Origin of the sequence: Geodermatophilus pulveris, from assembly GCF_900188375.1 — a bacterium.
In the GTDB taxonomy this organism is placed as follows: Bacteria; Actinomycetota; Actinomycetes; order Mycobacteriales; family Geodermatophilaceae; genus Geodermatophilus; species Geodermatophilus pulveris.
This window is the reverse complement of the sequence record NZ_FZOO01000009.1, coordinates 28099-50671: the sequence shown is the minus strand read 5'-3', so window position 1 is coordinate 50671 and position 22573 is coordinate 28099. Positions and strand designations below refer to the sequence as shown.

At 76.7% G+C, this 22573-nt stretch carries 21 protein-coding genes; 11 read left to right on the top strand and 10 right to left on the bottom strand.

Translation table 11 applies throughout. From position 1 onward, the window contains the following. Window positions 1–121 precede the first annotated feature (121 nt). From CHB98_RS16900 to CHB98_RS16890, 3 genes are all read right to left on the bottom strand, one after another. Window positions 122–1510 carry a metallopeptidase TldD-related protein gene (locus CHB98_RS16900; protein ID WP_089306768.1) on the bottom strand — a complete coding sequence of 463 codons (1389 nt, stop codon included), beginning with the start codon at window positions 1508–1510 and terminating at the stop codon, window positions 122–124. A gap of 70 nt (window positions 1511–1580) precedes the next feature. Further along, on the bottom strand, window positions 1581–3095 hold the full coding sequence (locus CHB98_RS16895) for a TldD/PmbA family protein (protein ID WP_089306767.1): 1515 nt from the start codon (window positions 3093–3095) through the stop codon (window positions 1581–1583). Continuing rightward, entirely contained in the window at window positions 3038–4165 is a 1128-nt protein-coding gene (locus CHB98_RS16890; protein WP_089306766.1) for a flavin-containing monooxygenase, read from the bottom strand. Before CHB98_RS16890 ends, CHB98_RS16895 begins: the two co-directional genes overlap by 58 nt. A gap of 39 nt (window positions 4166–4204) precedes the next feature. Here CHB98_RS16890 and CHB98_RS16885 point away from each other — a divergent pair, with 39 nt between their 5' ends. Both CHB98_RS16885 and CHB98_RS16880 read left to right on the top strand, forming a co-directional pair. Next, a complete protein-coding gene (locus CHB98_RS16885) occupies window positions 4205–4534 on the top strand; it encodes a hypothetical protein (RefSeq protein WP_089306765.1) in 330 nt (109 codons plus the stop codon). A gap of 39 nt (window positions 4535–4573) precedes the next feature. Beyond that, window positions 4574–5992, top strand: a complete 1419-nt coding sequence (locus tag CHB98_RS16880; RefSeq protein WP_245821284.1) for a dihydrolipoyl dehydrogenase family protein — start codon at window positions 4574–4576, stop codon at window positions 5990–5992. Here the strand turns inward: CHB98_RS16880 and CHB98_RS21215 are convergent. Continuing rightward, complete coding sequence (locus CHB98_RS21215; protein ID WP_143425119.1) at window positions 5974–6612, bottom strand: CDP-alcohol phosphatidyltransferase family protein; 639 nt, start codon at window positions 6610–6612, stop codon at window positions 5974–5976. The two genes, CHB98_RS16880 and CHB98_RS21215, sit on opposite strands and share 19 nt — an antisense overlap. Window positions 6613–6762: 150 nt before the next feature. Here CHB98_RS21215 and CHB98_RS16875 point away from each other — a divergent pair, with 150 nt between their 5' ends. Genes CHB98_RS16875 through CHB98_RS16860 form a run of 4 tightly spaced genes read left to right on the top strand, consistent with a single transcriptional unit; the run spans window position 6763 to window position 10722 of the window. Continuing rightward, the gene (locus CHB98_RS16875; RefSeq protein ID WP_089306883.1) at window positions 6763–7992 is read left to right on the top strand and encodes an ABC transporter substrate-binding protein; all 1230 of its coding nucleotides are present in this window, start codon (window positions 6763–6765) and stop codon (window positions 7990–7992) included. 38 nt (window positions 7993–8030) lie between these two features. Continuing rightward, a complete protein-coding gene (locus CHB98_RS16870; protein WP_245821283.1) occupies window positions 8031–8870 on the top strand; it encodes an ABC transporter permease subunit in 840 nt (279 codons plus the stop codon). Next, entirely contained in the window at window positions 8861–9625 is a 765-nt protein-coding gene (locus tag CHB98_RS16865; protein ID WP_089306764.1) for an ABC transporter permease, read from the top strand. The genes CHB98_RS16870 and CHB98_RS16865 overlap by 10 nt, the downstream gene beginning before the upstream one ends. After that, window positions 9622–10722, top strand: a complete 1101-nt coding sequence (locus CHB98_RS16860; RefSeq protein WP_089306763.1) for an ABC transporter ATP-binding protein — start codon at window positions 9622–9624, stop codon at window positions 10720–10722. Before CHB98_RS16865 ends, CHB98_RS16860 begins: the two co-directional genes overlap by 4 nt. A 334-nt stretch (window positions 10723–11056) precedes the next feature. On the opposite strand, the gene CHB98_RS16855 is transcribed toward CHB98_RS16860, so the two are convergent. Further along, window positions 11057–12472 carry a radical SAM domain-containing protein gene (locus tag CHB98_RS16855; RefSeq protein ID WP_089306762.1) on the bottom strand — a complete coding sequence of 472 codons (1416 nt, stop codon included), beginning with the start codon at window positions 12470–12472 and terminating at the stop codon, window positions 11057–11059. 124 nt (window positions 12473–12596) lie between these two features. Between CHB98_RS16855 and CHB98_RS16850 the strand changes: the two genes are divergently transcribed. Together CHB98_RS16850 and CHB98_RS16845 are read left to right on the top strand one after the other, a co-directional pair. Beyond that, window positions 12597–13136, top strand: coding sequence for a vitamin K epoxide reductase family protein (locus CHB98_RS16850; RefSeq protein WP_218822403.1), 540 nt, complete (start codon window positions 12597–12599; stop codon window positions 13134–13136). Between the two features lie 30 nt (window positions 13137–13166). Then, complete coding sequence (locus tag CHB98_RS16845) at window positions 13167–13982, top strand: MBL fold metallo-hydrolase (RefSeq protein WP_089306760.1); 816 nt, start codon at window positions 13167–13169, stop codon at window positions 13980–13982. A gap of 42 nt (window positions 13983–14024) precedes the next feature. On the opposite strand, the gene CHB98_RS16840 is transcribed toward CHB98_RS16845, so the two are convergent. Further along, a complete protein-coding gene (locus CHB98_RS16840) occupies window positions 14025–15320 on the bottom strand; it encodes an amidohydrolase family protein (protein ID WP_089306759.1) in 1296 nt (431 codons plus the stop codon). Between the two features lie 64 nt (window positions 15321–15384). On the opposite strand from CHB98_RS16840, the gene CHB98_RS16835 reads away from it, so the two are divergent. From CHB98_RS16835 to CHB98_RS16825, 3 genes are read left to right on the top strand one after another with little or no spacing between them, the layout of a single operon-like run. Next, entirely contained in the window at window positions 15385–16035 is a 651-nt protein-coding gene (locus tag CHB98_RS16835; RefSeq protein ID WP_089306881.1) for a DedA family protein, read from the top strand. Then, window positions 16032–16703 carry an HAD-IA family hydrolase gene (locus tag CHB98_RS16830; protein ID WP_089306758.1) on the top strand — a complete coding sequence of 224 codons (672 nt, stop codon included), beginning with the start codon at window positions 16032–16034 and terminating at the stop codon, window positions 16701–16703. Before CHB98_RS16835 ends, CHB98_RS16830 begins: the two co-directional genes overlap by 4 nt. Before the next feature lie 5 nt (window positions 16704–16708). Continuing rightward, window positions 16709–17374, top strand: a complete 666-nt coding sequence (locus CHB98_RS16825) for an alpha/beta hydrolase family protein (RefSeq protein ID WP_245821281.1) — start codon at window positions 16709–16711, stop codon at window positions 17372–17374. Here CHB98_RS16825 and CHB98_RS16820 read toward each other — a convergent pair. From CHB98_RS16820 to CHB98_RS16805, 4 genes are all read right to left on the bottom strand, one after another. Continuing rightward, window positions 17343–18311 carry an SRPBCC family protein gene (locus CHB98_RS16820; protein WP_089306756.1) on the bottom strand — a complete coding sequence of 323 codons (969 nt, stop codon included), beginning with the start codon at window positions 18309–18311 and terminating at the stop codon, window positions 17343–17345. The genes CHB98_RS16825 and CHB98_RS16820 overlap by 32 nt on opposite strands. A gap of 99 nt (window positions 18312–18410) precedes the next feature. Continuing rightward, window positions 18411–19268, bottom strand: coding sequence for an FAD binding domain-containing protein (locus tag CHB98_RS16815; protein WP_089306755.1), 858 nt, complete (start codon window positions 19266–19268; stop codon window positions 18411–18413). Further along, entirely contained in the window at window positions 19265–21757 is a 2493-nt protein-coding gene (locus CHB98_RS16810) for a xanthine dehydrogenase family protein molybdopterin-binding subunit (protein WP_089306754.1), read from the bottom strand. The genes CHB98_RS16815 and CHB98_RS16810 overlap by 4 nt, the downstream gene beginning before the upstream one ends. Beyond that, entirely contained in the window at window positions 21754–22293 is a 540-nt protein-coding gene (locus tag CHB98_RS16805) for a (2Fe-2S)-binding protein (protein WP_089306753.1), read from the bottom strand. Before CHB98_RS16805 ends, CHB98_RS16810 begins: the two co-directional genes overlap by 4 nt. Window positions 22294–22573 lie beyond the last annotated feature (280 nt).

Sequence of the window (22573 nt, the reverse complement as noted above, 5' to 3'; positions counted from 1 at the left end):
CTGTTACGACACAGACGGTAGGTGCCCGGACGCACAACGTCACGTACGCCATCCCCCAAACGTGGGACGGACCGGTCGGCACGCACCATCCGTCACACGGACCCCGCCTGTGCGGGCGGCCTCAGCTGGCCGGGGACACCGAGCTCATGTTGAAGTCCGGCACGCGGACGGCGGGCATCGCGGTCCGGGTGAACCAGTCGTTCCACTCCCGCGGCAGCGTGCGCTCGGTGCGGCCGGCCTCGGTGATGCGGCCGAGCAGGTCCACCGGCGACTCGTTGAACCGGAAGTTGTTCACCGCGCCCACCACCTCCCCGCCCTCGACGAGGAACACGCCGTCGCGGGTCAGACCGGTGAGCAGCAGCGTCTGCGGGTCGACCTCGCGGATGTACCAGAGCGTGGTCAGCAGCAGCCCGCGGTCGGTGGCGGCGACCATGTCCTCCAGGGACGCGGTCGCGCCCGGCTGCTCCAGGACGAGGTTGTCGACGGCGGCGGTGGCCGGTGCGGTGGTCCTGAGCGCCCAGGCCCGGGGCCGGATGAGATTGGTCAGCACACCGCCGGAGACCCAGTCGACCGCCGGGATCGCCATGCCGTTGTCGAAGACCGACGCCGCCCCCGACGAGGCGCTCACCACCTGGAACGGGCTGGCCTCCAGGCCGGGCTCGAACGGGTCGCTGCGCAGCGTGAGCGGCAGCGTGGCCAGCCGCTCGCCGACCCGGTTCCCGCCGCCGGGCCGGGCGTAGACGTTGCGTCCCTCGTCGGCGTCGCGGGCCTGCATCGTCCAGTAGGCGTAGATCATCAGGTCGGCGACCGCCGAGGGCGGGAGCAGCGTCTCGTGCCGGCCGGCGGGCAGCTCGACCCGCCGCTGCGACCAGCCGAGCCCGCGCTGCACGTCGGCGACCAGGCCGGCCACCGACACGTCGGTGAAGTCGCGGGTGCCGACGCCGGCCCACACCGAGCGGCTCATGTCGTCGCTCTTGCCGTTGAGCTCCACCCGGCCGCCGGGCTGGTCGTGCCGCAGCCGCAGCCCGGTCGACGTCCCGAGGTAGGTGGTGGACATGCCGTGCTCGGCGTAGCCGAACAGCCGCTCGCCGCGGTCGCGGGCGCCGCCGAAGGCCTCCCCGAGCGCCGGCGCGACGTCGCGGAAGACGGCGATCGAGGTCTCCGCGGGGTCGGCGTCCCAGTCGCCGGCGCCGGGCGGGGTCTCGCTGACCAGCGGGACGGCGTCCTCGGCCGGGCCGGCGTCGCGGGCGGCCTGCTCGCTGGCGGCCACCAGCTCTGCGACGTCGGGGTTGCCGGTGCGGGCGACGGTGCCGGCCGCCACCCCGGCGCCGCCGTCGACGAAGGAGACGACGACGACCTGCCGGGAGCGCATCGCGCCGTTGGTGGTCAGGCTGTTGTTGGCCCAGCGGAGGTTGGCCTCCGAGCTCTCCACGACGAAGGCGACCTGCCCGTCGGCGGTGGAGGCGGCCAGCGCCTTCTCGACGACGTCCTGCGGACGCAGCCAACTCATCGTCCCGCTCCTCGCTCGCTGGCGCTCGCTGCGATGCTCACAGCCCGCTCGCTGACGCTCGCACCGGAACTCATCGACCGGCCTCCTGCACCGTGTTGAGGATGGCCACGCCCTCGAACAGCGCCACCGGGCAGCCGTGGCTGACCGGGGCGACCTGCCCGGGCTGGGCCTTCCCGCAGTTGAACGCGCCGCCGAGGACGTAGGTCTGCGGGCCGCCGACGACCCGCATGGAACCCCAGAAGTCCGTCGTCGTCGCCTGGTAGGCCACGTCGCGCAGCTGGCCGGCGAGGCGGCCGCCCTCGATCCGGTAGAAGCGCTGGCCGGTGAACTGGAAGTTGTAGCGTTGCATGTCGATCGACCAGCTCTTGTCGCCGACGACGTAGACGCCGTGCTCGACGCCGGCGATGACCTCCGCGGTCGAGGGGCCGTCGGGTGCCGGCTGCAGCGACACGTTGGCCATGCGCTGCACGGGCGTGTGCTGCGGGGAGTCGGCGAACGCGCAGCCGTTGGAGCGCGCCATGCCGCCCAGCCGCGCGGTGTTGCGGTCGACCTGGTAGCCGACCAGCACGCCGTCGCGGACGATGTCCCACCGCTGGGCGGCCACCCCCTCGTCGTCCCAGCCGACCGTGGACAGCCCGTGCGCGGCCGTCCGGTCCCCGGTGACGTCCATGACCGGCGACCCGTACTGCAGCGTGCCGAGCTTGTCTGGGGTGGCGAAGGAGGTGCCCGCGTAGGCGGCTTCGTAGCCCAGCGCGCGGTCCAGCTCGGTGGCGTGCCCGATGGACTCGTGGATGGTCAGCCACAGGTTCGACGGGTCGACGACGAGGTCGTAGCGGCCGGGCTGCACCGACGGCGCCTTGGTCTTCTCGCGGAGCAGCTCGGGGATCTCCGCGATCTCGGCGCGCCAGTCCCAGCCGGTGCCGGTCAGGTACTCCCAGCCGCGGCCGGCCGGCGGGGCGAGGGTGCGCATGCTCTCGAAGGCGCCGGTGGTGCGGTCGACGGTGAGCGCGGTGAGGTCGGGGTGGATGCGCACCCGCTGCTGGCGGGTCCGGGTGCCGGCGGTGTCGGCGTAGTACTTCTGCTCCTTGACCGACTGGCAGCCGGTCTGCACGTGCTCGACACCGTCGGCGGCCAGCAGCTGCTCGGACAGCTCGGTGAGCAGCGCGGTCTTCTCGCCGTCGGGCACCGCGAACGGGTCGACGTCGTAGTCGGACACCCACACGCCGTCCGGGTACACCGGCTCGGGCGCCAGCTCGACGCGGTCGCTGTTCACCGCCGCCGACACCTGCGCCACCGCGACGGCCTCCTCGGCCAGCCGGACGGCCTCGGCGGCGGTGAGGACGACGCCCGCCGCGAAGCCCCAGGTGCCCTCGTGCACCACCCGCACGGCCAGGCCGAGGTCCTCGCCGTCGGCCAGCACCTCCAGCCGGGCGTCGCGCAGGCTGATCGACTGGGTGCGGATCCGCTCCACCCGGATGTCGGCGTGCGCGCAGCCCAGGTCGACCGCGCGGGTGAGCGCGGCGTCGGTCAGCGCGGAGAGCGGGAGGGCGAGGAAGGACGCGTCCACGTCGCGGGAGGCAGCCACCGCCCCTGTCTACCAGGGGCCGGTGACAGCGCGCGGCGCACCCGGGCGGCCGTCCGGCGGGCGTCCCGGTCCACGCCGTCGACCAGCCCGGAGTTCACCCGGGTCTGCCAGGGCAGCCCCATCCAGTGCAGCCCGGGCACCGGCGAGGCGCCGCGGTCGTGGCGGGGTGCGCCGTCCCCGTCCAGGGCGCCGGGGACGTCGACCCAGCCGGTGTCGGGCGCGAAACCGGTGCACCACAACACGCTCGCCACCTCCTCGACCGAGCCGTCGGACAGCCCGACCCGGTCGCCGTCGGCGGAGACCACCCGGTGCGGGAGCACCCGGACCACCCCGCGGCGGCGCAGCCGGTCCAGGTCCCGGCCGACGACCGCGTCGCCGCGGGCCCGGATGCGCCGGGACACCCAGGCGTCCCGGTCGGCGTCGAGCACCCGGGTGAGCCGGAGCCAGTCGAACAGGCCCACCCCGAGCGCCCGCTCGGGCACGTAGCGCGGCTCGCGGGCGCTGGCGACCGTGACGTCGTGGGTCGCGGCCAGCTCGACGGCCAGCTGGGCGGCGGAGTTGCCGCCGCCGACGACCAGCACGCGCCCCGGCGGGACGTCGTCCGGACGCCGGTAGTCCGCGGAGTGCAGCTGGGGGACGGCGAGGTCGCGGGCGGCCGCGGGGACGGACGGGCGGCGGAACGCCCCCGAGGCGACCACCACGTGCCGGGCGCGCACCGGGCCGGCCGGCGTGTCGGCGCAGAAGCCGCCGCCGTCGCGGGTGAGCCGCCGCACGGGCGTGCCGGTGCGCACCCGCAGCCCCCACCGGCGGGCGTACTCGCGCAGGTAGCCGGCCATCTCCTCCCGCGACGGCGTCGGCGTCGGGCCGGGCGGGAACGGCAGCCCGGGCAGCGTGGAGTACCGGCGCGGGGTGAACAGCCGCAGGGAGTCCCAGCGCTCCAGCCAGCTCTGGCCGATGCCGCGCGCCTCGAGGACCAGCACGTCGCGGACGCCGAGGCGGTGCAGGTGGTACGCGGTCCCGAGACCGGCCTGCCCGGCGCCGATGACGAGGACGTCGGGGGTGGACAGCACCCACCGATCGTCCCCCGCGGGCCCCGATACCGTCGCGGCATGACCGGTCGGCGCAGCTGGGCGCTCCTGGCGGCGGCCCTGGCGCTCGCCTCCTGCGGCGGCGAGCCCCTGGACGCGACGTCCACCGAGGCGTGCGGGGCCGTGTCGGCCTGGGCGGTGTCCGGCCGGCCCGCCGACCAGCGCGACGCGCTCGTCGCCCGCCTCGGCGAGCTCGTCGGGCGGTCCGGCAGCGACGTGCTGACCGACCCCTACCGGCGGTTCCGCGACACGGTGGCCAGCGACGAGCTCGACGACGCCGCCGTCGCCGAGGCCGGGGGCGCCTTCCTCCGCGCCTGCTCCGACCACGGCTGGGAGCCGCCCGCGGCCTGACCGGCCGGTGCGGCCGCCCGCAGCGCCTACCGTCGGGCCGTGCGCGGGCGACGGGACGACGGCGTGGTGGACCTGCTGGTCATCGGCGGCGGGACGGCGGGGATGGTGGGCGCCAGGACCGCCGCGAGCCTCGGGGCCCGCGTGCTGCTGGCCGAGCGCGACCGCACCGGCGGCGACTGCCTGTGGACCGGCTGCGTCCCGTCCAAGGCGCTGCTCGCCGCCGCCGACGCCGCGGCGGGCGCCCGCACCGCCGGTCGGTTCGGCGTGGACGCCGGCGAGGTCACCGTGGACTTCGGCCGGGTGCGCGCGCACGTGCGGGCCGCCATCGAGCACATCCGCCCGGTCGACTCCCGCGAGGCGCTGGAGGCCGCCGGTGTCCAGGTGGAGGCCGCCGAGGCGGTGCTCACCGGCCCCGGCACGGCCACGGTCGGCGGCCGCGGCGTCCGCTTCGGGCGCGCCCTGCTGGCCACCGGCGCCGCCCCCGCGCTGCCGCCGGTCGACGGGCTGGCCGAGGCCCGCCCGCTCACCAGCGAGACCGTGTGGGACGACCTCACCGAGCTGCCCGCGCGCCTGGCCGTCCTCGGTGGCGGCCCGATCGGCTGCGAGCTCGGGCAGGCGTTCGCCCGCCTCGGCTCCGCGGTCACCGTGGTCGACGGCGCCGACCGGCTGCTCACCGAGGAGCCCGCGGAGGCCTCCGCCGTCGTGACGGCGGCGCTGCGGCGGGACGGCGTGACGGTGTGCACCGGCTCGGGCGTCACGGCCGTCCGCGACGGTGCGCTGCGGCTGGCCGACGGGTCCGCCGTCCCCTTCGACCGGCTGCTGGTCGCCGTCGGTCGGCGGCCCCGCACCGCGGACCTCGGCTGCGCGGCCGCCGGGGTCGAGCTGCGCGGGGACGGCACCGTCGTGGTGGACGGCGCCCTGCGGACGACGAACCCGCGCATCTGGGCCGCCGGCGACCTCACCGGGCACCCGCAGTTCACCCACACCGCCGGCGTCCACGGCAGCCTGGCCGCCACCAACGCGCTGCTCGGCCTGTCCCGGCAGGTCGACCCGGTGGTGCCGCGGGTCACCTACACCTCCCCCGAGGTCGCCTCGGTCGGCCTCCCGCCCGAGCGGGGCGTCACCGTGCGCCGGGTCGGCCACGGGCACGTCGACCGGGCGGTCACCGACGGGGCGACCGACGGGTTCACCACGCTCGTCCTCGACCGGCGCCGCCGCGTCGTCGGCGCCACCGCGGTCGGCCCGCGCGCCGGGGAGGTGCTCGGCGAGCTCACCCTCGCCGTCCGCGAGCGGCTGACCACCACCGACCTGGCCGGCACCACGCACGCCTACCCCACCTACAGCGGGGCGGCCTGGGACGCCGCGGTGGACGACGTCCGCGCGCGGCTGGCCGGGCCGGTGCTCGGGCGGGTGCTGCGGGCCGCCGTCCGGCTGCGCGCTCAGCGCAGCGCGCGGTAGCCCGCCCACATCCGGTGCGCGGCGCTCACCCCCACCAGCGCCGCCCACGCCCACGCGACCGGCCCGGCGTACGCGGGGAACAGCAGCCACAGCGCGTGCACCAGCACCGTCTCGGTGCCCTCGGCCAGCCCGCCGAGGAAGGACAGCGAGCGGCCGTCGTCGAGCCGCCGGCCGGCCCGCTCGGCGATCGAGGAGAACGCCAGGAACGCCGCGCCGTTGACGTAGTAGGCCAGCAGGACGGCCAGGAACGGCAGCCACGAGGCGCCGGAGCCGGCCGTGGCCCCGACCGCGACCCCGACCACGCCGGCGCCGTAGACGACGAAGTCGGCGGTGATGTCGAAGAACCCGCCGGCCCCGGCGTCCCCGGGTGGGGCGGGCGGGGAGGCCATCGCCCGGCGGCGGCGGGCCAGCGGGCCGTCCAGGCCGTCGGCCAGCCGGCAGGCCAGCCAGAGCACCAGGGCGGGCAGCCACAGCTGGGCCGCGGCCGCCGCGGCGCTGGCCAGGCCGAGCACCAGGTTGGCCCCGGTGAGCCGGTCCGGCGTGATGCCCGGGCGGTCCAGCAGCGCCGCCGTGCGGGCCAGCGGCGCGTCCAGCAGTGCCCGGGCGGTCGGGTCGAGCACGGCACCTCCTGACCGGGCCCGGCTCAGCGGGACCCGACCCGATCGTGCACGATCCTGCACAGGCCGCACCCGGCACCCGACCCCGTGCCCGCGGCGAACACCCCCAGCGGCGGACCCCCCTCCGCCGTCCCCGAGTGGAAGGCGGGTCCGGTGGCCGCAGCACGTCGTCGTCCGATCGCGGCGGCGGCCGCGCTGCTCGCCCTCGCCGGCTGCGCCGCACCCGCCGCCGAGGCGCCGGTGGCCGCCGACCGGCCGTGGGACGACGTGCTGGCCGAGGCCGACGGGCAGACCGTCGACCTGTGGATGTACGGCGGCGAGGAGGCCGGCAACGCCTACGTCGACGACGTCCTCGCGCCGGCCGCCGCCGAGCTCGGGGTGACCCTGCGCCGCGTGCCGGTGGCCGACACCGGCGACGCGCTGGACCGGGTGCTGTCCGAGCGGCAGGCCGGCGTGACCGACGGCGAGGTCGACCTGGTGTGGGTCAACGGCGAGAACTACGCCGCGGGGCGGCAGGCCGGCGCCTGGCTGTGCGACTGGGCGCTGGACCTGCCCAACCGGCGGTACACCGACCCCGCCGACCCGCTGCTCACCGACGACTTCGGCGTCCCGGTGGAGGGGTGCGAGTCGCCCTGGCACAAGGCCCAGTTCACCCTCGTCTACGACTCCGCGCGGGTGCCCGAGCCGCCGACGACGCTGGCCGGCGTGCTGGACTGGGCGCAGGCCAACCCGGGCCGGTTCACCCACCCCGCCCCGCCGGACTTCACCGGCTCGGTGTTCGTCCGCCAGGTCCTCACCAGCGTGGTCGGCGGCCCCGGTGAGGTGCCGCTGGAGTTCTCGCAGGAGGCCTACGACGAGTACGCGCCGGCGCTGTTCGAGCGGCTGGCCACGCTGTCCCCGGCGCTGTGGCGCGGCGGGGAGACGTACCCGCAGTCGCAGCAGGAGCTCGACCGGCTGTTCGCCGACGGGGAGGTGGACATGACGATGACCTACGGGCCGGCCACGCTGGCCGACCTGGTCGCCGACGGCACCTTCCCGGAGACGACGCGGGTGCTGACGCTGGAGGAGGGCACCTTCGGCAACGCCAGCTTCCTGGCCCTGCCCTCCACCTCCGGCGACTCCGCCGGCGCGCAGGTCGTCGCCGACCTGGCGCTGTCCCCGGAGCAGCAGGCCGCCAAGGCCGACCCGGGCACCTGGGGGCAGTTCACCGTCCTCGACACCGGCCGCCTGGAGGACGCCGACCGCGCCGCCTTCGAGGAGCTGCCCGCCTCCCCCGTCGTGCCGCCCTACGCGGAGCTGTCGCGCAACGCCCAGCCCGAGCTGTCGGCGGACTGGGTCTCGCCGCTGGACGAGGGGTGGCGCCGGTCGGTCCTGGCCCCGTGAGCACGGCCCCGTGAGCACGGCCCCGTGAGCACGGCCCCGTGACCCCCCGGCGGCGGGCGGTGCTGCTCGTCCTCCCCGCCCTGGTGCCGGTCGCGGCCGTGGTCGGTGCGGCGCTGGTCTCCGCCGTCCTGCTCAGCCTGGGCCTGACCCCGCTGGTCGGGCGGCCGGAGCTGTCGCTGGACGCCTGGCGGGCCGCGGCCGGGGACCTGGGGACGGCGACCCGGCTGTCGCTGGGCATCGCCGCGGCCTCGACCGTCCTCGCCGCCGCCGTCGGGCTGGCGCTCGCGCTGGCCGCGACCGCCGCCGTCCGCCGCAGCCGGCTGCTCGGGGCCCTGGCCGCGCTCACCATCCCGGTCCCGCACCTGGTGGGTGCGGCCGCGATGGGGCTGCTGCTGGCCGACACCGGCGTGCTCGCCCGCTGGCTGGGGGTGTCCCCGGACGCCTGGCCGTCGCTGGTGGGCGGGCCGTGGTGGGTGGCCGTCGTCGCGGAGTACGCGTGGAAGGAGTCGGCGTTCGTGGCCCTCGTGGTGGGCGGCGTGCTGGCCTCGCGGGCGCGCTCCTACGGCGAGACGGCGGCGCTGCTGGGTGCCGGCCGGTGGGCGCGGTTCCGGTTCGTGACGCTCCCGCTGGCCGCCCCGGCGCTGGGCGGGGCGTCGGCGGTCACCTTCGTCTACACGCTGGGCTCCTACGAGGTCGCCGCGCTGCTCGGCCGCCCCTACCCCGAGCCGCTGCCGGTGATGGCCGTGCGGCTGGCCGGCTCCATCGACCTGGCCGTGCGCCCCCAGGCGGCCGCGGTGGCCGTGACCACCGCGGTGCTCGCCCTGGCCGTCGTGCTGCTGGCGCTGCGCGCGCTGCGGAGGCTGTCGGCATGGCACTAGGCACCCGCCTGGGCCGGGCGGCGCTGGCGGTCTGGCTGCTGCTCCCCCTCGTCCCCCTCGTCCTGTGGGCGGCCGCCGACCGGTGGACCGCCCCGGCGGTGCTGCCCCAGGCGTGGGGGACGGCGGGGCTGCGCGACGCCGTCGACTCCGGAGCCGGGACGGCCTCCCTGCGCTCGACGGTGCTGGGGCTGGTCGTCGCGGCGCTGGCCACCCCGCTCGGCGCAATGGCCGGGCGGGCGCTGGCCGGCTCCGGGGTGCCGGCGGGCGGCGCGGTGCTCGCCGCCCTGCTCTCCCCGCTGGTGCTCCCGCCCTTCGCCGTCGCGCTGGGGCTGGACGTGCTGCTGCTGCGGCTGCGGGTGCCGGCGTCGGTCGGTGTGGTCCTGCTGCTCACCGTGGCCGCGCTGCCGTACACGACCGTGCTGATGCGCACCGCCTACGCCGCCCACGACCCCGGCTTCGAGGAGGAGGCGCGCACCCTGGGCGCGACCGCCCGCCGGGCGGTGCTCGCCGTGCAGCTGCCGATGCTGGCCCCCGCGCTGGCCGGCGCGGCGTTCCTGGCCTTCCTGGTGGGCTGGAGCGACTACGTGGTCACCCTGCTCGTCGGCGGCGGGCAGCTGGTGACGCTGCCGCTGCTGGTCGCGTCGGCGGCGTCCAGCGTCGGCAACGAGGCGCAGGTGGCCGTGCTGTCGCTGGGCTCGGTGCTGCCGCCGCTGGCGCTGCTGGTGGCGGTCGGGCTGCTCGGGCGGCGCCGGTGAGCGCCGCGCTGGATCTGGAGGGGCTGACCCGGGTGCACGCGAGCGGCTCCGCGCCCGCGCTGGACGGCTTCACCCTCGACGTGCCCGCCGGCTCCTGCGTGGCCGTGCTCGGCCCGTCGGGCTCGGGGAAGAGCACGGTGCTGCGGCTGACCGCCGGCCTCGACGAGCCCACCGCCGGCAGCGTGCGCCTGGACGGCCGCGACCTGGCCGGCGTGCCGCCCGAGCGGCGCGGCATGGCGATGGTCTTCCAGCGGCCGCTGCTGTTCCCGCACCTGTCGGTCCGCGACAACGTGGCCTTCGCCGACCGGGTGCGCGGCGTGCCGCGGCGGCGGGCCCGGGAGCGCGCCGAGGAGTACCTGGGCCTGGTGCAGCTGGCCGGTTACGGCGACCGGCCGGCGCGGGCGCTGTCCGGCGGGCAGGAGCAGCGGGTGGCCCTGGCCCGCGCGCTGGCCGCCGAGCCGCGGGTGCTGCTGCTCGACGAGCCGTTCAGCGCCCTGGACACCGCGCTGCGCGCCGAGATGCACGACCTGCTGGCCGACCTGCGGCTGCGGCTGGACCCCACCGTGCTGCTGGTCACCCACGACCCCGCCGAGGCCGACGCGCTGGCCGACGCCGTCGCGGTGCTCGACGGCGGCCGGCTGCAGCAGGCCGGGCCGCTGGGCGAGCTCTACGCGCGGCCGGCGTCCCTGGCCGTGAGCCGGCTGCTGGGCGGGCGCACCGAGGTGCCCGGGACGGTGCGGGACGGCGTGCACACCTCCGCGCTCGGGCCCCTCGCACTCCCCGGGCCGGTTCCGGACGGGCCGGGGGTGCTCGTCGTCCGCCCCGAGGCGGTGCGGGTGACCGCGCCGGGTGACCCGGCCGCCGACGTGACCGGCACGGTCGTCCGGGTGCGGCGGCGCGGCCTGCGCGCGCTGGTCGTCGTGCAGGTGCCCGGGCCCGTCGGGACGGCGGTCGAGGCCGAGCTCGCCGCCGGCGAGGAGCTGCCCGCCGGCCGGCCCGTGGGGCTGGTGCTGCCGGTCGGCGCCCGCACGGTGGTGCCGCCGGCCGGCCCGGCGTCCGCCCCGGACCCGGCGAGATCGGCGATCTCGCACGGCTGAGGAGCCCCGACCGTGCGAGATCGCCGATCTCGCCGCCCCGGGCGGTCAGGCCGGTGCGGGCACCAGCGGCTCGCGGGTGGTGAAGGCGCCGGTGCGAACCACGCCGCCTCGGCCCGCAGCGCGGCCACCCGCGGCACGAGCGGCGGCGTCACCTCGGCCGGGTTGGTGCCGTCCAGGACCAGCACGCGCACCCGCAGGTCCGGCGTCACCGCGCGGGCGGGTGCGGCGGCGGCCGGGCGCGCGGTGCGAGGTGGTCACCTCCCCACCGTGGACGCCGGCCCGGCCCTCCGGCACGTCGACCACCGACGGTCCACGGGGTGTCCGCCCTCCGGGGTCAGACGACGGTCAGCGGCAGGAGCGTGCGCAGCTGCGCGTTCTCCGCGAGGTCGAGCACCGAGTGCTGCGCGCAGGCCGGCACCAGCTCGCCGGTCTCCGGGTGGGCCATGGAGTAGGTGCAGGCCGCCAGCCGCTCCTGGGTGGCCCGCAGCTGCGGGTCCTCGGCGACCACGCCGCGGCGCATCAGGTCCCACGCCGGCCCGACGTGCGCGGCGTCCATGAAGCTGTGCACCTCGAAGGTCATCAGCCCCAGCCGGCGGCGGCGGGCCGCCCCGGCCAGCGCCCGCAGCCCGCCCGCCCGGCGCACCAGGCTGCGCGCCCAGCCGGCGGCGACGGCGACGTCCCCGGGGTGGGCGCGCAGCACCCGCAGCACCTTCACCGCCAGCAGCGCCGGCGGGGTGTTGCTGAAGGCGACCCCGCCGAAGTGGGCGAAGAAGGCGTCGCGGGCGCGCAGCTCGGCGGGGTGCGCGGGGTCGACGAACGGGTGCCAGGCACCGTCGGCGAGGAAGCCGAAGCCCAGCCGGTTGCACCGCGGGTCGCCGAACTCGATCGCCTGGTGCGGGACGGCACGGCCCAGGCCCTCCTCCAGCTGCGCCCACACCGCGTCGACGTCCACCGCGGTGTAGGACTCCTTCCAGCGGCGGTCGTCGCCGACGTGCGCGGCCGGCTGGAAGCTCATCATCGAGTAGCCCATGGGCACCACCGCGCGCACGACCTCGGCCACCTGGCCCAGGTTGGCCGGCGTGACCGTCATGTTGTGCGCCAGGTAGGAGCGCAGGCCGGTCTCCGCGCGCAGGTCGCGGAACATCTGCACGAAGCGCTCCCGGAACGGGTGCAGCTCGGCCTCCGTGCGCGGGCGGACGGCACCGCGGCGGCCGCGCATCAGCGAGTCGACGTGCGCGGCGAAGCTCACCCGGGGCAGCCGCAGCCGGCCGTCGTCCCCGGTGACCAGGGCGCGCAGGTAGCCGGGATCGAAGTCGCCGTGGGTCATCGACATCGGCGAGCGGCCGTGCCGGCGCATCGTCAGCAGCGCCTCGGCGTGGTCGTCGGGCGCCAGCAGGCTCACCTCGCCGCCGATCAGCTGGGCGTGCGCGTAGGGGCCGCGGCGCTCGCGCAGGTAGGCCATCTGCGCGTCCACCTGGCGCACGGTGTGCCCGCCGTCCACCCGCACCTTGTTCGCGTCGGCCGAGTGGTAGCACGGGGTGCAGGTCAGGTTGCACTTCGGGAAGACGCCGTGCGTGCCCTCGCAGCCGACCGCGTGCCGGCCCAGGCTCTGCGCCGGCGTGCGCACGTGCTCCGGCAGCGCCGCCCACCGCTCGGCCAGCGCCCGCCCGGTCTCCGGGTGCACCGGCCGGGTGCGCTCGGCCAGCCGCCGCCACCGCGCCCGCAGGCGTCCCCGCCGTCCGTCCGTCATGTCACGCATCCTCACCGCTGGTGTCCGCCCCGGCAGCGCAGGGCGGTTCACCGGCGCGTCCGCGGGGCACGCGAGCTGCATGCGGACGACGAGGCAGCGGCCGTCCGGGCCGCCGGCGGCATCGGTGCGACCCCGGCCGGGGGGCGTGGGCCGGCCGGGGTCGGCGGCGGCCGAGCGGGTCAGCGACGACCTGCGGCGCGGCAGCGGGGCGCACCTGGAGCAGCGCCGGTGGATCGCCGGGCTGTCGACGCTGGCCTCGGCGGCGCTGGGCGTCGTCGGCCTGTACCAGTTCGGCGTGCTGCGCCGGGTGCCCGAGCCGCCGCTGCCGGGCCTCGGCGCGGACGCCGTCGACGCCTCCGGCGAGGCCTACCAGCTGCTGCGGACGCCGGACGCCGCGCTCGGCCTGCTCAGCGCCGGCGTGACGCTGGCGCTGGCCGGGATGGGCGACCGCGACCGGGCCCGGGACACCCCCTGGGTGCCGCTGGCCCTGGCGGCCAAGACCGCCGCGGACGCCGCCGGCGGCGTGTACCTGTTCGCCGAGCAGGTCACCCGGCACCGGCGGGTCTGCTCGTGGTGCACCGTGGCCGCGCTGGCCCAGCTGGCCACCCTGCCGCTCGCGGTGCCCGAGGCCCGTGCGGCGCTGCGCCGGCTGCGGGAGCGGTGAAGCCCGGCCGAACGGGGTAGCGGCACCCGCATGGCTCCCGTCCCGCCGTCCCCCGCCGACGACGTCACGCTGACCTTCGGCGGCAACGCCACCATGCTGCTGCGGCTGGGGCCGTTCACGCTGCTCACCGACCCGAACTTCCTGCGCCGCGGCCAGCGGGCCTACCTGGGCAAGGGGCTGTGGGCGAAGCGGCTGACCGACCCCGCGCTGCTGCCCGACCGGCTCCCGGCGCTGGACTCGATCCTGCTGTCGCACCTGCACGCCGACCACTGGGACCGGATCGCCACCCGCACCCTCGACCGCGGCACCCCGGTGCTCACCACGCCGGCCGCCGCGCAGGCGCTGGAGCGCCGCGGGTTCCGGTCGACCGTCGACCTCACGCCGTGGCAGCGGCACGAGCTCACCCGGGACGGCGTCACGCTGCGGGTCACCTCGGTGCCCGGCGTGCACGGCCCCGGTCCGATGGCGCGGCTGCTGCCGCCGGTGATGGGCAGCGTGCTCGAGCTCGTGCGGGACGGCGGGGTGGCCTGGCGGGGCTACATCAGCGGCGACACCGTCTTCAAGCCGTGGCTCGGCGAGGTGCTGCAGCGCTGCGGGCCGCTGGACGTCGTCATCCCGCACCTCGGCGGCACCAAGGCGCTCGGGTTCACCGTCACCATGGACGGCCGGCAGGGCGCCGACCTGGTCGAGCTGCTCAAGCCCCCGGTGACCGTGCCGGTGCACTACGACGACTACGACCGGTTCGCCTCGCCGCTGGGCGACTTCGTCCGCGAGGTGGCCGCCCGCCGCGCACCGGGCGAGATCCGGGCGATCACCCGCGGGGAGACGATCTCCCTGCGGTCCTGAGCCCGCCACCGGGCACGACCCCCGCGGGGCGGCTGTCCACCGTCATCCGGCGAGGCGGCGCCCGCGGTCGGCGACGTCGGCGCGCAGGGCGTCGGCGTCCACCGTCGTGCACACGCCGTCGCGCACCACCTGCGCACCCCCGACCCAGGTGTCCCGCACCAGCCGCGAGGTGCCCGACCAGACCAGGTGGGTGAGCAGGTCGACCGGGTCGAGCACCGGCTCGAAGGCGAGGTCGCGGGTGTCGACGTGCACCAGGTCGGCGCGCCGGCCGGCGGCGACCTGGCCGAGGTCCGGGCGGCCGATCGCGTCCGCGGCGGCGCCGGTGGCCAGCCAGAACGCCTCGGCGGCGGTCAGCGCGGTGGCCGAGGACTCCCGCAGCCGGGCCAGCTGCGCGGCCAGCCGGACGTCGGCCAGCAGGTCCAGCCCGTCGTTGGACGCCGGCCCGTCGGTGCCCAGCCCGACCCGGACGCCGCGGTCGAGCATCGCCCGCACCGGGGCGGTGCCGCTGGCCAGCTTGGCGTTGCTCGCCGGGCAGTGGGCCACCGCGACGTCGTACTCCCGCCACAGCTCCAGGTCGCCGTCGTCGAGGTGCACGCAGTGCGCGGCGAGCACCCGCCCGCCCAGCACGTCGTGCGCAGCCAGCAGCGCCGGCACCGACAGCCCGTGGGTGGCCAGCAGGTCCGCGCCCTCGGTGGCGGTCTCGGCGACGTGCAGGTGCAGCAGCAGGCCGTGCTCGCGGGCGGCGGCCGCGGCGTCGCGCAGCACCGGCAGCGGCAGCGTGTAGGCCGCGTGCGGGCCGATGCCGTACTCGACGGCGCCGTCGCGGGGCGCGGCGGCCGCGAGGTCGACGGCGGCGGCCAGCTGCTCGGCCAGCGGCGGCATCCCGGGCAGCGGCAGCAGCGGGGTGGCGACCACGGCGCGGGCGCCGGTGCGGCCGACGGCGGCGGCGATCCGCTCGGGGGAGAAGTACATCTCCACGCTGGTCGTGACCCCGCCGCGCAGCATCTCCGACGACGCCGCGGTCATGGCGACCTCGAGGTCGTCGGCGGTCAGGCGCGCCTCCCGCGGCCAGATCACCTCGCGCAGCCAGCGGGCCAGCGGCAGCCCCTCGGCCTGGCCGCGGAACAGCACCATCGGCGCGTGCGAGTGGGTGTTGACCAGCCCCGGCACGAGCACCCCGGGAACGGCGACCACCGCGGCGTCCCCGGCGTCCGGCGCGTCGGCGGCCGGGCCGACCCAGCCGATCGTGCCGTCGTCGACGTCGACCACCGCGTCGGGCACGACCGTGCCGGCGCGGTCCCCGACGACCACGGCCCGGGCGGTGAAGCGCTGCCGCATGGGTGGCGAAGCTACTCCGGCCGCCGGCCGGTCCCCGGGCGAGCGCGCCGTTACCGTGGGGCGCATGTCGTCCCTCGCCGCCGCGGCCTCCTCCGACTCCGGCGGGATCACCGGCTTCCTGCTCGACCTGGTGGAGCGGCTGGGACCGGTGGGCGTGGGCCTGTCGATCCTGCTGGAGACGGTCGTCCCGCCGATCCCCAGCGAGGCGGTGCTGGGGCTGGCCGGCGTGCTCATCAACGAGGGCCGGATGTCGATCGTCCCGGTCGTCCTCGCCGCGACCCTCGGCTCGGTGCTCGGCGCGATCGCCTTCTACTACATCGGCCGGGCGCTGGGCCCGCGCCGCTCGCACGCCTTCCTCGACCGGCTGCCGCTGGTCGACACCGAGGACGTCGACCGCACCTTCGCCTGGTTCGAGCGGCACGGCCGCTCGGCGGTGTTCTTCGGCCGGATGGTGCCGCTGGTGCGCAGCTTCATCTCGGTGCCCGCGGGCGTCGTCCGGATGCCGTTCGGCCAGTTCGTCGTCTACACCGCCGCCGGCAGCCTGATCTGGAACAGCGTGCTCATCGGCCTCGGCGTGGCCCTGGGCGACGTCGTCACCGAGTACCTGCAGTACGTCGACTACGTCATCTACGCCGCCATGGCGCTCGCCGTCGGCCTGCTGGTCCGCCGCCAGGTCAGGGTCCACCGCGCCCGGGTGGACCGGGGCCCGGCGTGACCGCCGTGCGGCCCGAGGTGGTCGCCTTCGACGTCAACGAGACCCTGCTCGACCTCGGCCCGGTGCGCGCCGCGCTGGTGGAGCTCGGCCAGCCCGCCGACCTGCTGCCGTCGGTCTTCTCCCGCACCCTGCTCACCGGCTTCGCCGCCGCCACGGCCGGCACCTGGTGCCGCTTCCGGGACGCCTTCGACGCCGCCCTGGCGCAGACCACCGACCTGGACGCCGGCCGGCGCGCGCAGGTCGCCGGCGCGTTCGCCGAGCTCAGCCCGCACCCCGACGTCGAGCCGGCGCTGCGCCGGCTGGTCGGGGCCGGCGTCCGGGTGGTGACCCTGACCCACGGCTCCCCCGGCGTCGCCGAGGCGGCGCTGGACCGCGGGGGCATCGCGCCGCTGGTGGAGCGGTCGCTGTCCAGCGAGGCCATCCGGGCGTGGAAGCCGGCTCGCGAGGTCTACCTCTGGGCGGCCGGCGTGTGCGACGTGGAGCCGGGCCGCCTGGCGCTGGTCGCCGCGCACGGCTGGGACGTGCACGGGGCGCTGCGGGCCGGGCTGACCGCCGCCTGGTTCCCGCGCGCGGAGCGCAGCTACCCGGCCGTGTACGACCCGGCCGCGATCGTCGCCGGCGACCTCGCCGGCGCGGTGGAGGCGCTGCTGGCCCTGCCCGCCCCGTGACCGGGGTGCCGACGCCGCTCGGTCCGGCCCGGGTCACCGCCACCGAGCCGCCCGGCCGGGCCCTCGGCACGCTGGTGCTGGGCCACGGCGCCGGAGGGGGCCTGGGGTCGGCGGACCTGGTCGCCGTCACCGCCGCCGCGGCGGCAGCCGGGTGGCGGGTGCTGGGGGTGGAGCAGCCCTGGCGGGTGGCCGGACGCCGGATCGCCCCGGCGCCGCCGCGCCTGGACGAGGCCTGGACGGCGGTGCTCGCCGCCCTGCGGGACGCCGGCCGGCTGGCCGGTCCCCTGGTGCTCGGCGGCCGTAGCGCCGGGGCCCGGGTGGCCTGCCGGACGGCGGGAGCGCTGGGGGCCGACGGCGTGCTCTGCCTGGCCTTCCCGCTGCACCCGCCGGGCCGGCCGGAGAGGAGCCGGGCCGGCGAGCTGACCGCCGTCGACCTGCCGCTGGGCGTCGTCCAGGGCGAGCGGGACGCCTCCGGCCGGCCCGGGGAGCTGGCCGCGGTGCTCACCGGCCGGGTGGGCGCGTCGCTCTACGCGGTCCCCGGCGACCACGCGCTGACCCGCTCCCCGGACGTCGTCGCGCTGGCCGCCGCCGACTGGCTGGGCGGGGTCGCCGGGCCGTGGCCCGGCGACCCCGCGGGCGTCAGCGGCGCCGGCGCCGGACGACCAGCGTGACGATGAGCAGCAGCGCCGCAACCCCGGCCAGCGGCCCGGCGTAGCGGGTCAGCGCCGCCCCGCCGGCGACCTCGAGCAGGTCGATCGGCTCGGGCTCGTCCTGCGCGGGCACCGCCGGCCGGGCGGCCGGGGCCGCCGGCGTGGTGGCGGCCGCCGGCGCGGCGGCCGTGATGGGGGTGGTGTCGGTGACCCCCGGTGCCGTGCCGGTCCTGATGGGGGCGGTGTCGCCCGCCCGTGGTGCGGTGTCCGCGGCCGCCGGTGCGCTGTCGGTGGCCGCGGGCGTGGCGGCGGCCGCGGGCGTGGCGGCGGCCGCGGCGGTCTTCTTGGCCGCCGCGGCGGTCGAGCGGGTCTTCTCGGCCACCGCGTTGTCCCCGGGCACCTGCTCGGCGGAGGCGGCGACCTCCTCGGCGACGCCGGCCACGGTGGCCGCGGCCTTCTCGGCCGGGGTCGCCTGGGCCGGCGCGGGGGTCGCGGCCGCCGTGGCGCCGGCGTCCCCGGAGGTGAGCTGGGCGGCGAGCTTGTCGGCGAACTGGCCGAGCAGCTTGTTGCCGACGTCGGTCATGACGCCGCGGCCGAACTGGGCCGGCCGGCCGGTGATGTTCAGGTCGGTGAGGACGTCGACCCGCGTGCTGTCGCCCTGGGGCTTGAGCTGGGCGGTGATGAGCGCGGCCGCGGTGCCGTTGCCGCGCTGGTCCTTGCCGCGGCCGTCGATGACCGCCCGGTGCGCCGCCTCGTCCTTCTCCACGAAGGAGGCCTTGCCCTGGTAGGTGAGGTTGATCGGGCCGAGCTTGACCTTGACCCGCCCGGTGAAGTCGTCGCCCGTGACGGAGTCCAGCGCCGCGCCGGGCATGCACGGCGCGATCCGCTCGATGTCCAGCAGCACCCGCCAGGCCTCGTCGATCGGCACGGGGACGGTGAACGAGTTCTCCAACTGCACGGTGCTACCTCCTGGGGGGCGTGGCTCGGCCGGTCCGCCCCCGCGACGGGGACGGACCGGCCGATTCGATCGAGCGGCTTCCGGAGCGGGTGATCGACGCTACATCCCCGCCGCCGCCGTCACCGCGCGGCGAGTGAGCACCTGGGCGAGGTGCTGGCGGTAGTCGGCCTGGGCGTTCAGGTCGCTGGTCGGGGACGTCCCCTCCGCAGCCGCCCGCGCCGCCGCGGCGATCGTCTCCGGGCTGGCCTCGGCGCCGGCCAGGGCGGCCTCGACCGCGCTGGCCCGCAGCGGCGTGGGGCCCATGTTGGTCAGCCCGATCCGCGCCTCGGCGATGTGCCCGTCCTCCCGCCGGACGGCGGCGGCCACGGCCACGATCGACCAGGCCTGCGCGACCCGGTTGAACTTCTCGTAGCGCACCCCCCACTCACCGGAGAGCTTGGGGATGCGGATCTCCACGAGCAGCTCCCCCTCCTCCAGCGCGGTGGTGAGGTAGTCGACGAAGAAGCCCGCCGCCGGCACCGTCCGCCGTCCCCCCGGCCCGGCGAGGACGAACTCCGCGTCCAGCGCCAGGGCCACCGCCGGCAGGTCGCCGGCCGGGTCGGCGTGCGCGAGCGCGCCGCCGAAGGTGCCCCGGGCCCGGGTCTGCCGGTCGGCGACCGTCTCGGTCGCCTCGGCGACGAGCGGCGCGAACTGCCGCACCAGCGGGTCGGTGAGGACGTCGTGGTGGGTGGTCATGGCGCCGATGACGATGGCGTCGCCGTCGTCCCGGACGCCGCGCAGCTCGGCGACCTGGCTGAGGTCGACCACCGTCTCGGGGGCGGCCAGGCGCAGCCGCATGACCGGGATCAGCGACTGCCCCCCGGCCATGACCTTGACGTCGTCGCCGCCCTCGGCGAGGGCCTGCACGGCCTGCTCGACGGTGCTGGGGCGGGCGTAGCCGAACGACGCGGGGATCACCGGTCACCTCCGAGGGAGGACGCAGGGGTGGAGACGCCGGTGGTGCTCTCGGTGGAGGCACCGCCGTAGGCGTTGCTGCCGGCGGTGGCGCGGTCGCCGCCGTCGCCGCCGTCGTGCAGGGCCCGCCAGACCCGCTCGGGGGTCAGCGGCATCCGGATGTCGCGCACCCCCAGGTGCCGGACGGCGTCCAGCGCGGCGTTGACGACGGCCGGGGTGCTGGCGATGGTGCCGGCCTCCCCGACGCCCTTGGCGCCGATCGGGTTGCCCGGCGCCTCGTGCACCGTGTTGCCGGTGTCGAAGTGCGGCAGGTCGGCCGCCGACGGCACCAGGTAGTCGACGAAGGTGCCGGTGGTGAGGTTGCCGTCGGCGTCGTACACGGCCTCCTCGAACAACGCCTGGGCGATGCCCTGCGCCAGCCCGCCGTGGATCTGCCCCTCGACGATGAGCGGGTTGACGATCGTGCCGACGTCGTCCACGCAGGCGTACTTGCGGATCCGGACCGCGCCGGTGTCGGTGTCGACCTCCATGGCACAGATGTGCGTGCCGTGCGGGAAGGAGAAGTTCTCCGGGTCGAACGTCGCGTCGGCGTCGATGGAGGGCTCCATCCCGTCGGGCAGGTTGTGCGCCGCGAAGGTGGCCAGCGCGATCTCCTGGATGGCGAGCTGGGCGCCCGGGGTGCCGCGGACGGAGAACGCCCCGTTCGTGAACTCCAGGTCCTCCTCGCTGGCCTCCAGCAGGTGCGCGGCGACCTTGCGGGCCTTGGCGACCACCTTCTCCGCCGCCTGCACCACCGCGGCGCCGCCGACCACCAGCGACCGCGAGCCGTAGGTGTCCATGCCGCGCGGCGCGACCGAGGTGTCGCCGTGCAGCACCTCGACGTCCTCGAAGGGGACGCCGAGCCGGTCGGCGACCAGCTGGCTCCAGGCCGTCTCGTGGCCCTGGCCGTGCGGGGTGGAGCCGGTGACCACCTCGACCTTGCCGGTGGGCAGCATCCGGATGGAGGCCTGCTCCCAGCCGCCGGCGCCGTAGGACAGCGAGCCGAGCACCCGGGAGGGCGCCAGGCCGCACATCTCGGTGAAGGTGGAGACGCCGATGCCCAGCTGGACCGGGTCGCCGGACTCCCGGCGGTGCTGCTGCTCGGCGCGCAGCTCGTCGTAGCCGATGAGCTCCAGCGCCTTCTGCGTGGCGGTCTCGTAGTCGCCGCTGTCGTAGGTCATCCCGGCCACCGTGGTGAACGGGAACTCCTCCGCCTTGATCCAGTTCCTCCGCCGCAGCTCCAGCGGGTCCATGCCGAGCTCGACGGCGAGCTCGTCCATGATCCGCTCGATGGCGAAGGTCGCCTCGGGGCGGCCGGCGCCGCGGTAGGCGTCGGTGGGCACCTTGTTGGTGAACACGCCGTCGCACTCGAAGCGGTAGGCCGGGAACTTGTAGATGCCGTTGAACATGAAGGCGCCGAGCACCGGGACGCCGGGGCTGACCAGGCGCAGGTAGGCGCCCATGTCGGCGAGGATCCGGCAGCGCAGGCCCTTGACGTTGCCCTCGCGGTCGGACGCGATGTCGATGTACTGGATCTGGTCGCGGCCGTGGTGGGCGGTCATCAGCGACTCGCTGCGGCTCTCGGTCCACTTGACCGGCTTGCCCAGCCGGCGGGCCACCAGCAGGCTGATGACCTCCTCCGGGGTGACCTGCAGCTTGCCGCCGAAGCCGCCGCCGACGTCGGGGGCGACCACGCGCAGCTTGTGCTCGGGCACCCCGGTGACCATGGCCAGCATGACCCGCAGGATGTGCGGCACCTGGGTGGCCGACCACATCGTGTAGTTGTCGCCCTGCGGCTGCACGACGACCGAGCGGGGCTCCATGAACGCCGGGATGAGCCGCTGCTGGACGAACCGCCGGCTGACCACGACCTCGGCGTCGGCGAAGGCCTGCTCGGTGTCGCTCCCCGTGCCGGCCTCCCCGCCGTCGAAGACGAAGTGGAAGCTGCGGTTGGACTCCAGGTGGTCGTGGGTGAGCCGGGCGCCCTCGGCGACGGCGGCCTCCATGTCCAGCACGGCGGGCAGCAGGTCGTAGTCGACGTCCACCAGCTCGACGGCGTCCTGCGCGGCGACCTTGCTGCGCGCGACGATGACCGCGACGGCCTCGCCGACGTGGTTGACCTCGTCCACGGCGATCGAGGGGTGCCCGGGGTTGACCATGTCCGGCGTCACCGGCCAGGCGCAGGGCAGCGAGCCCTGCTCGTCGGCCACGTCCCGGCCGGTCAGGACGGCGACGACGCCCGGCGCCTCCTGGGCCGCGCTGACGTCGATCGCGGTGATCTTGCCGTGCGCCACGGGGCTGCGGACGACGGCCAGGTGCAGCATGCCCGGCAGCACCATGTTGTCGGTCCACGTCGTCGCGCCGGTGATCAGCCGGGCGTCCTCCTTGCGGCGGCGGGCCTTGCCGACCTCGCGCTCCGGCGCCTGCGCCGGGCGGTCCTCGACGGCGGTCATGCCTGACCCGCCACGTGCGGAGCGGCGGCGGTGTCGACCTCGGCCGGGGCGGCGTGGCCGTTCCCGGTCGTGCGCAGCTCGCCGGCGGCCTGCTGCACCGCGCGGACGATGTTCTGGTAGCCGGTGCAGCGGCAGAGGTTGCCCTCGATGCCCTCGCGGATCTCGGACTCGCTGGGGTCGGGGTTCTCCCCGAGCAGGTCGACCGCGGCCATGATCATCCCCGGGGTGCAGAACCCGCACTGCAGGCCGTGCATCTCGTGGAACGCCTTCTGCATCGGGTGCAGCCCGCCGCCGTGCGGCGTGAGCCCCTCGATGGTGGTGACCTCGCCGCCGTCGGCCTGGACGGCCAGCACGGTGCAGGACTTCACCGCGGCGCCGTCGAGGTGGACGGTGCAGGACCCGCAGTTGCTGGTGTCGCAGCCGACGACGGTGCCGACCTTGCCCAGCTGTTCCCTCAGGTAGTGCACCAGGAGGGTCCGGGGTTCGACGTCGTCGGTGTACGTCACCCCGTCCACCCGCATGTTGATCTGGGTCACGGTTCCTCCGCTCCTCTGCAGGGGTCGTGTGGCTGCGGACACACAGCTCCGCCTGGAGCGGAGTGTGTCGAGCGACACGTGACTTAGGCCACGCTTACCTACTGTCGTGCAGACTCCGCTCGTCCCGCGGACGCGGCTCCATCACACGATCGTCAGCCGCAGAGGCGCCGTTCGAGGAGCCCCGACGACCGCGGGTGCGGAACCTGCACAACGTTGCAGCGGTGTTGCAGGGGGGGAGTCCGCCGGACCCGGGTGGGACGGCGCCCGGACGGCGTAGTTA

Bases quoted from the DNA above. Each gene is read 5' to 3' on its own strand.
- CHB98_RS16900 (WP_089306768.1), bottom strand. From the start codon at position 1,510: ATGAGTTGGCTGCGTCCGCAGGACGTCGTCGAGAAGGCGCTGGCCGCC.
- CHB98_RS16845 (WP_089306760.1), top strand. From the start codon at position 13,167: ATGGCTCCCGTCCCGCCGTCCCCCGCCGACGACGTCACGCTGACCTTC.
- CHB98_RS16865 (WP_089306764.1), top strand. From the start codon at position 8,861: ATGGCACTAGGCACCCGCCTGGGCCGGGCGGCGCTGGCGGTCTGGCTG.
- CHB98_RS16855 (WP_089306762.1), bottom strand. From the start codon at position 12,472: ATGACGGACGGACGGCGGGGACGCCTGCGGGCGCGGTGGCGGCGGCTG.
- CHB98_RS16810 (WP_089306754.1), bottom strand. From the start codon at position 21,757: ATGACCGCCGTCGAGGACCGCCCGGCGCAGGCGCCGGAGCGCGAGGTC.
- CHB98_RS16840 (WP_089306759.1), bottom strand. From the start codon at position 15,320: ATGCGGCAGCGCTTCACCGCCCGGGCCGTGGTCGTCGGGGACCGCGCC.
- CHB98_RS16885 (WP_089306765.1), top strand. From the start codon at position 4,205: ATGACCGGTCGGCGCAGCTGGGCGCTCCTGGCGGCGGCCCTGGCGCTC.
- CHB98_RS16835 (WP_089306881.1), top strand. From the start codon at position 15,385: ATGTCGTCCCTCGCCGCCGCGGCCTCCTCCGACTCCGGCGGGATCACC.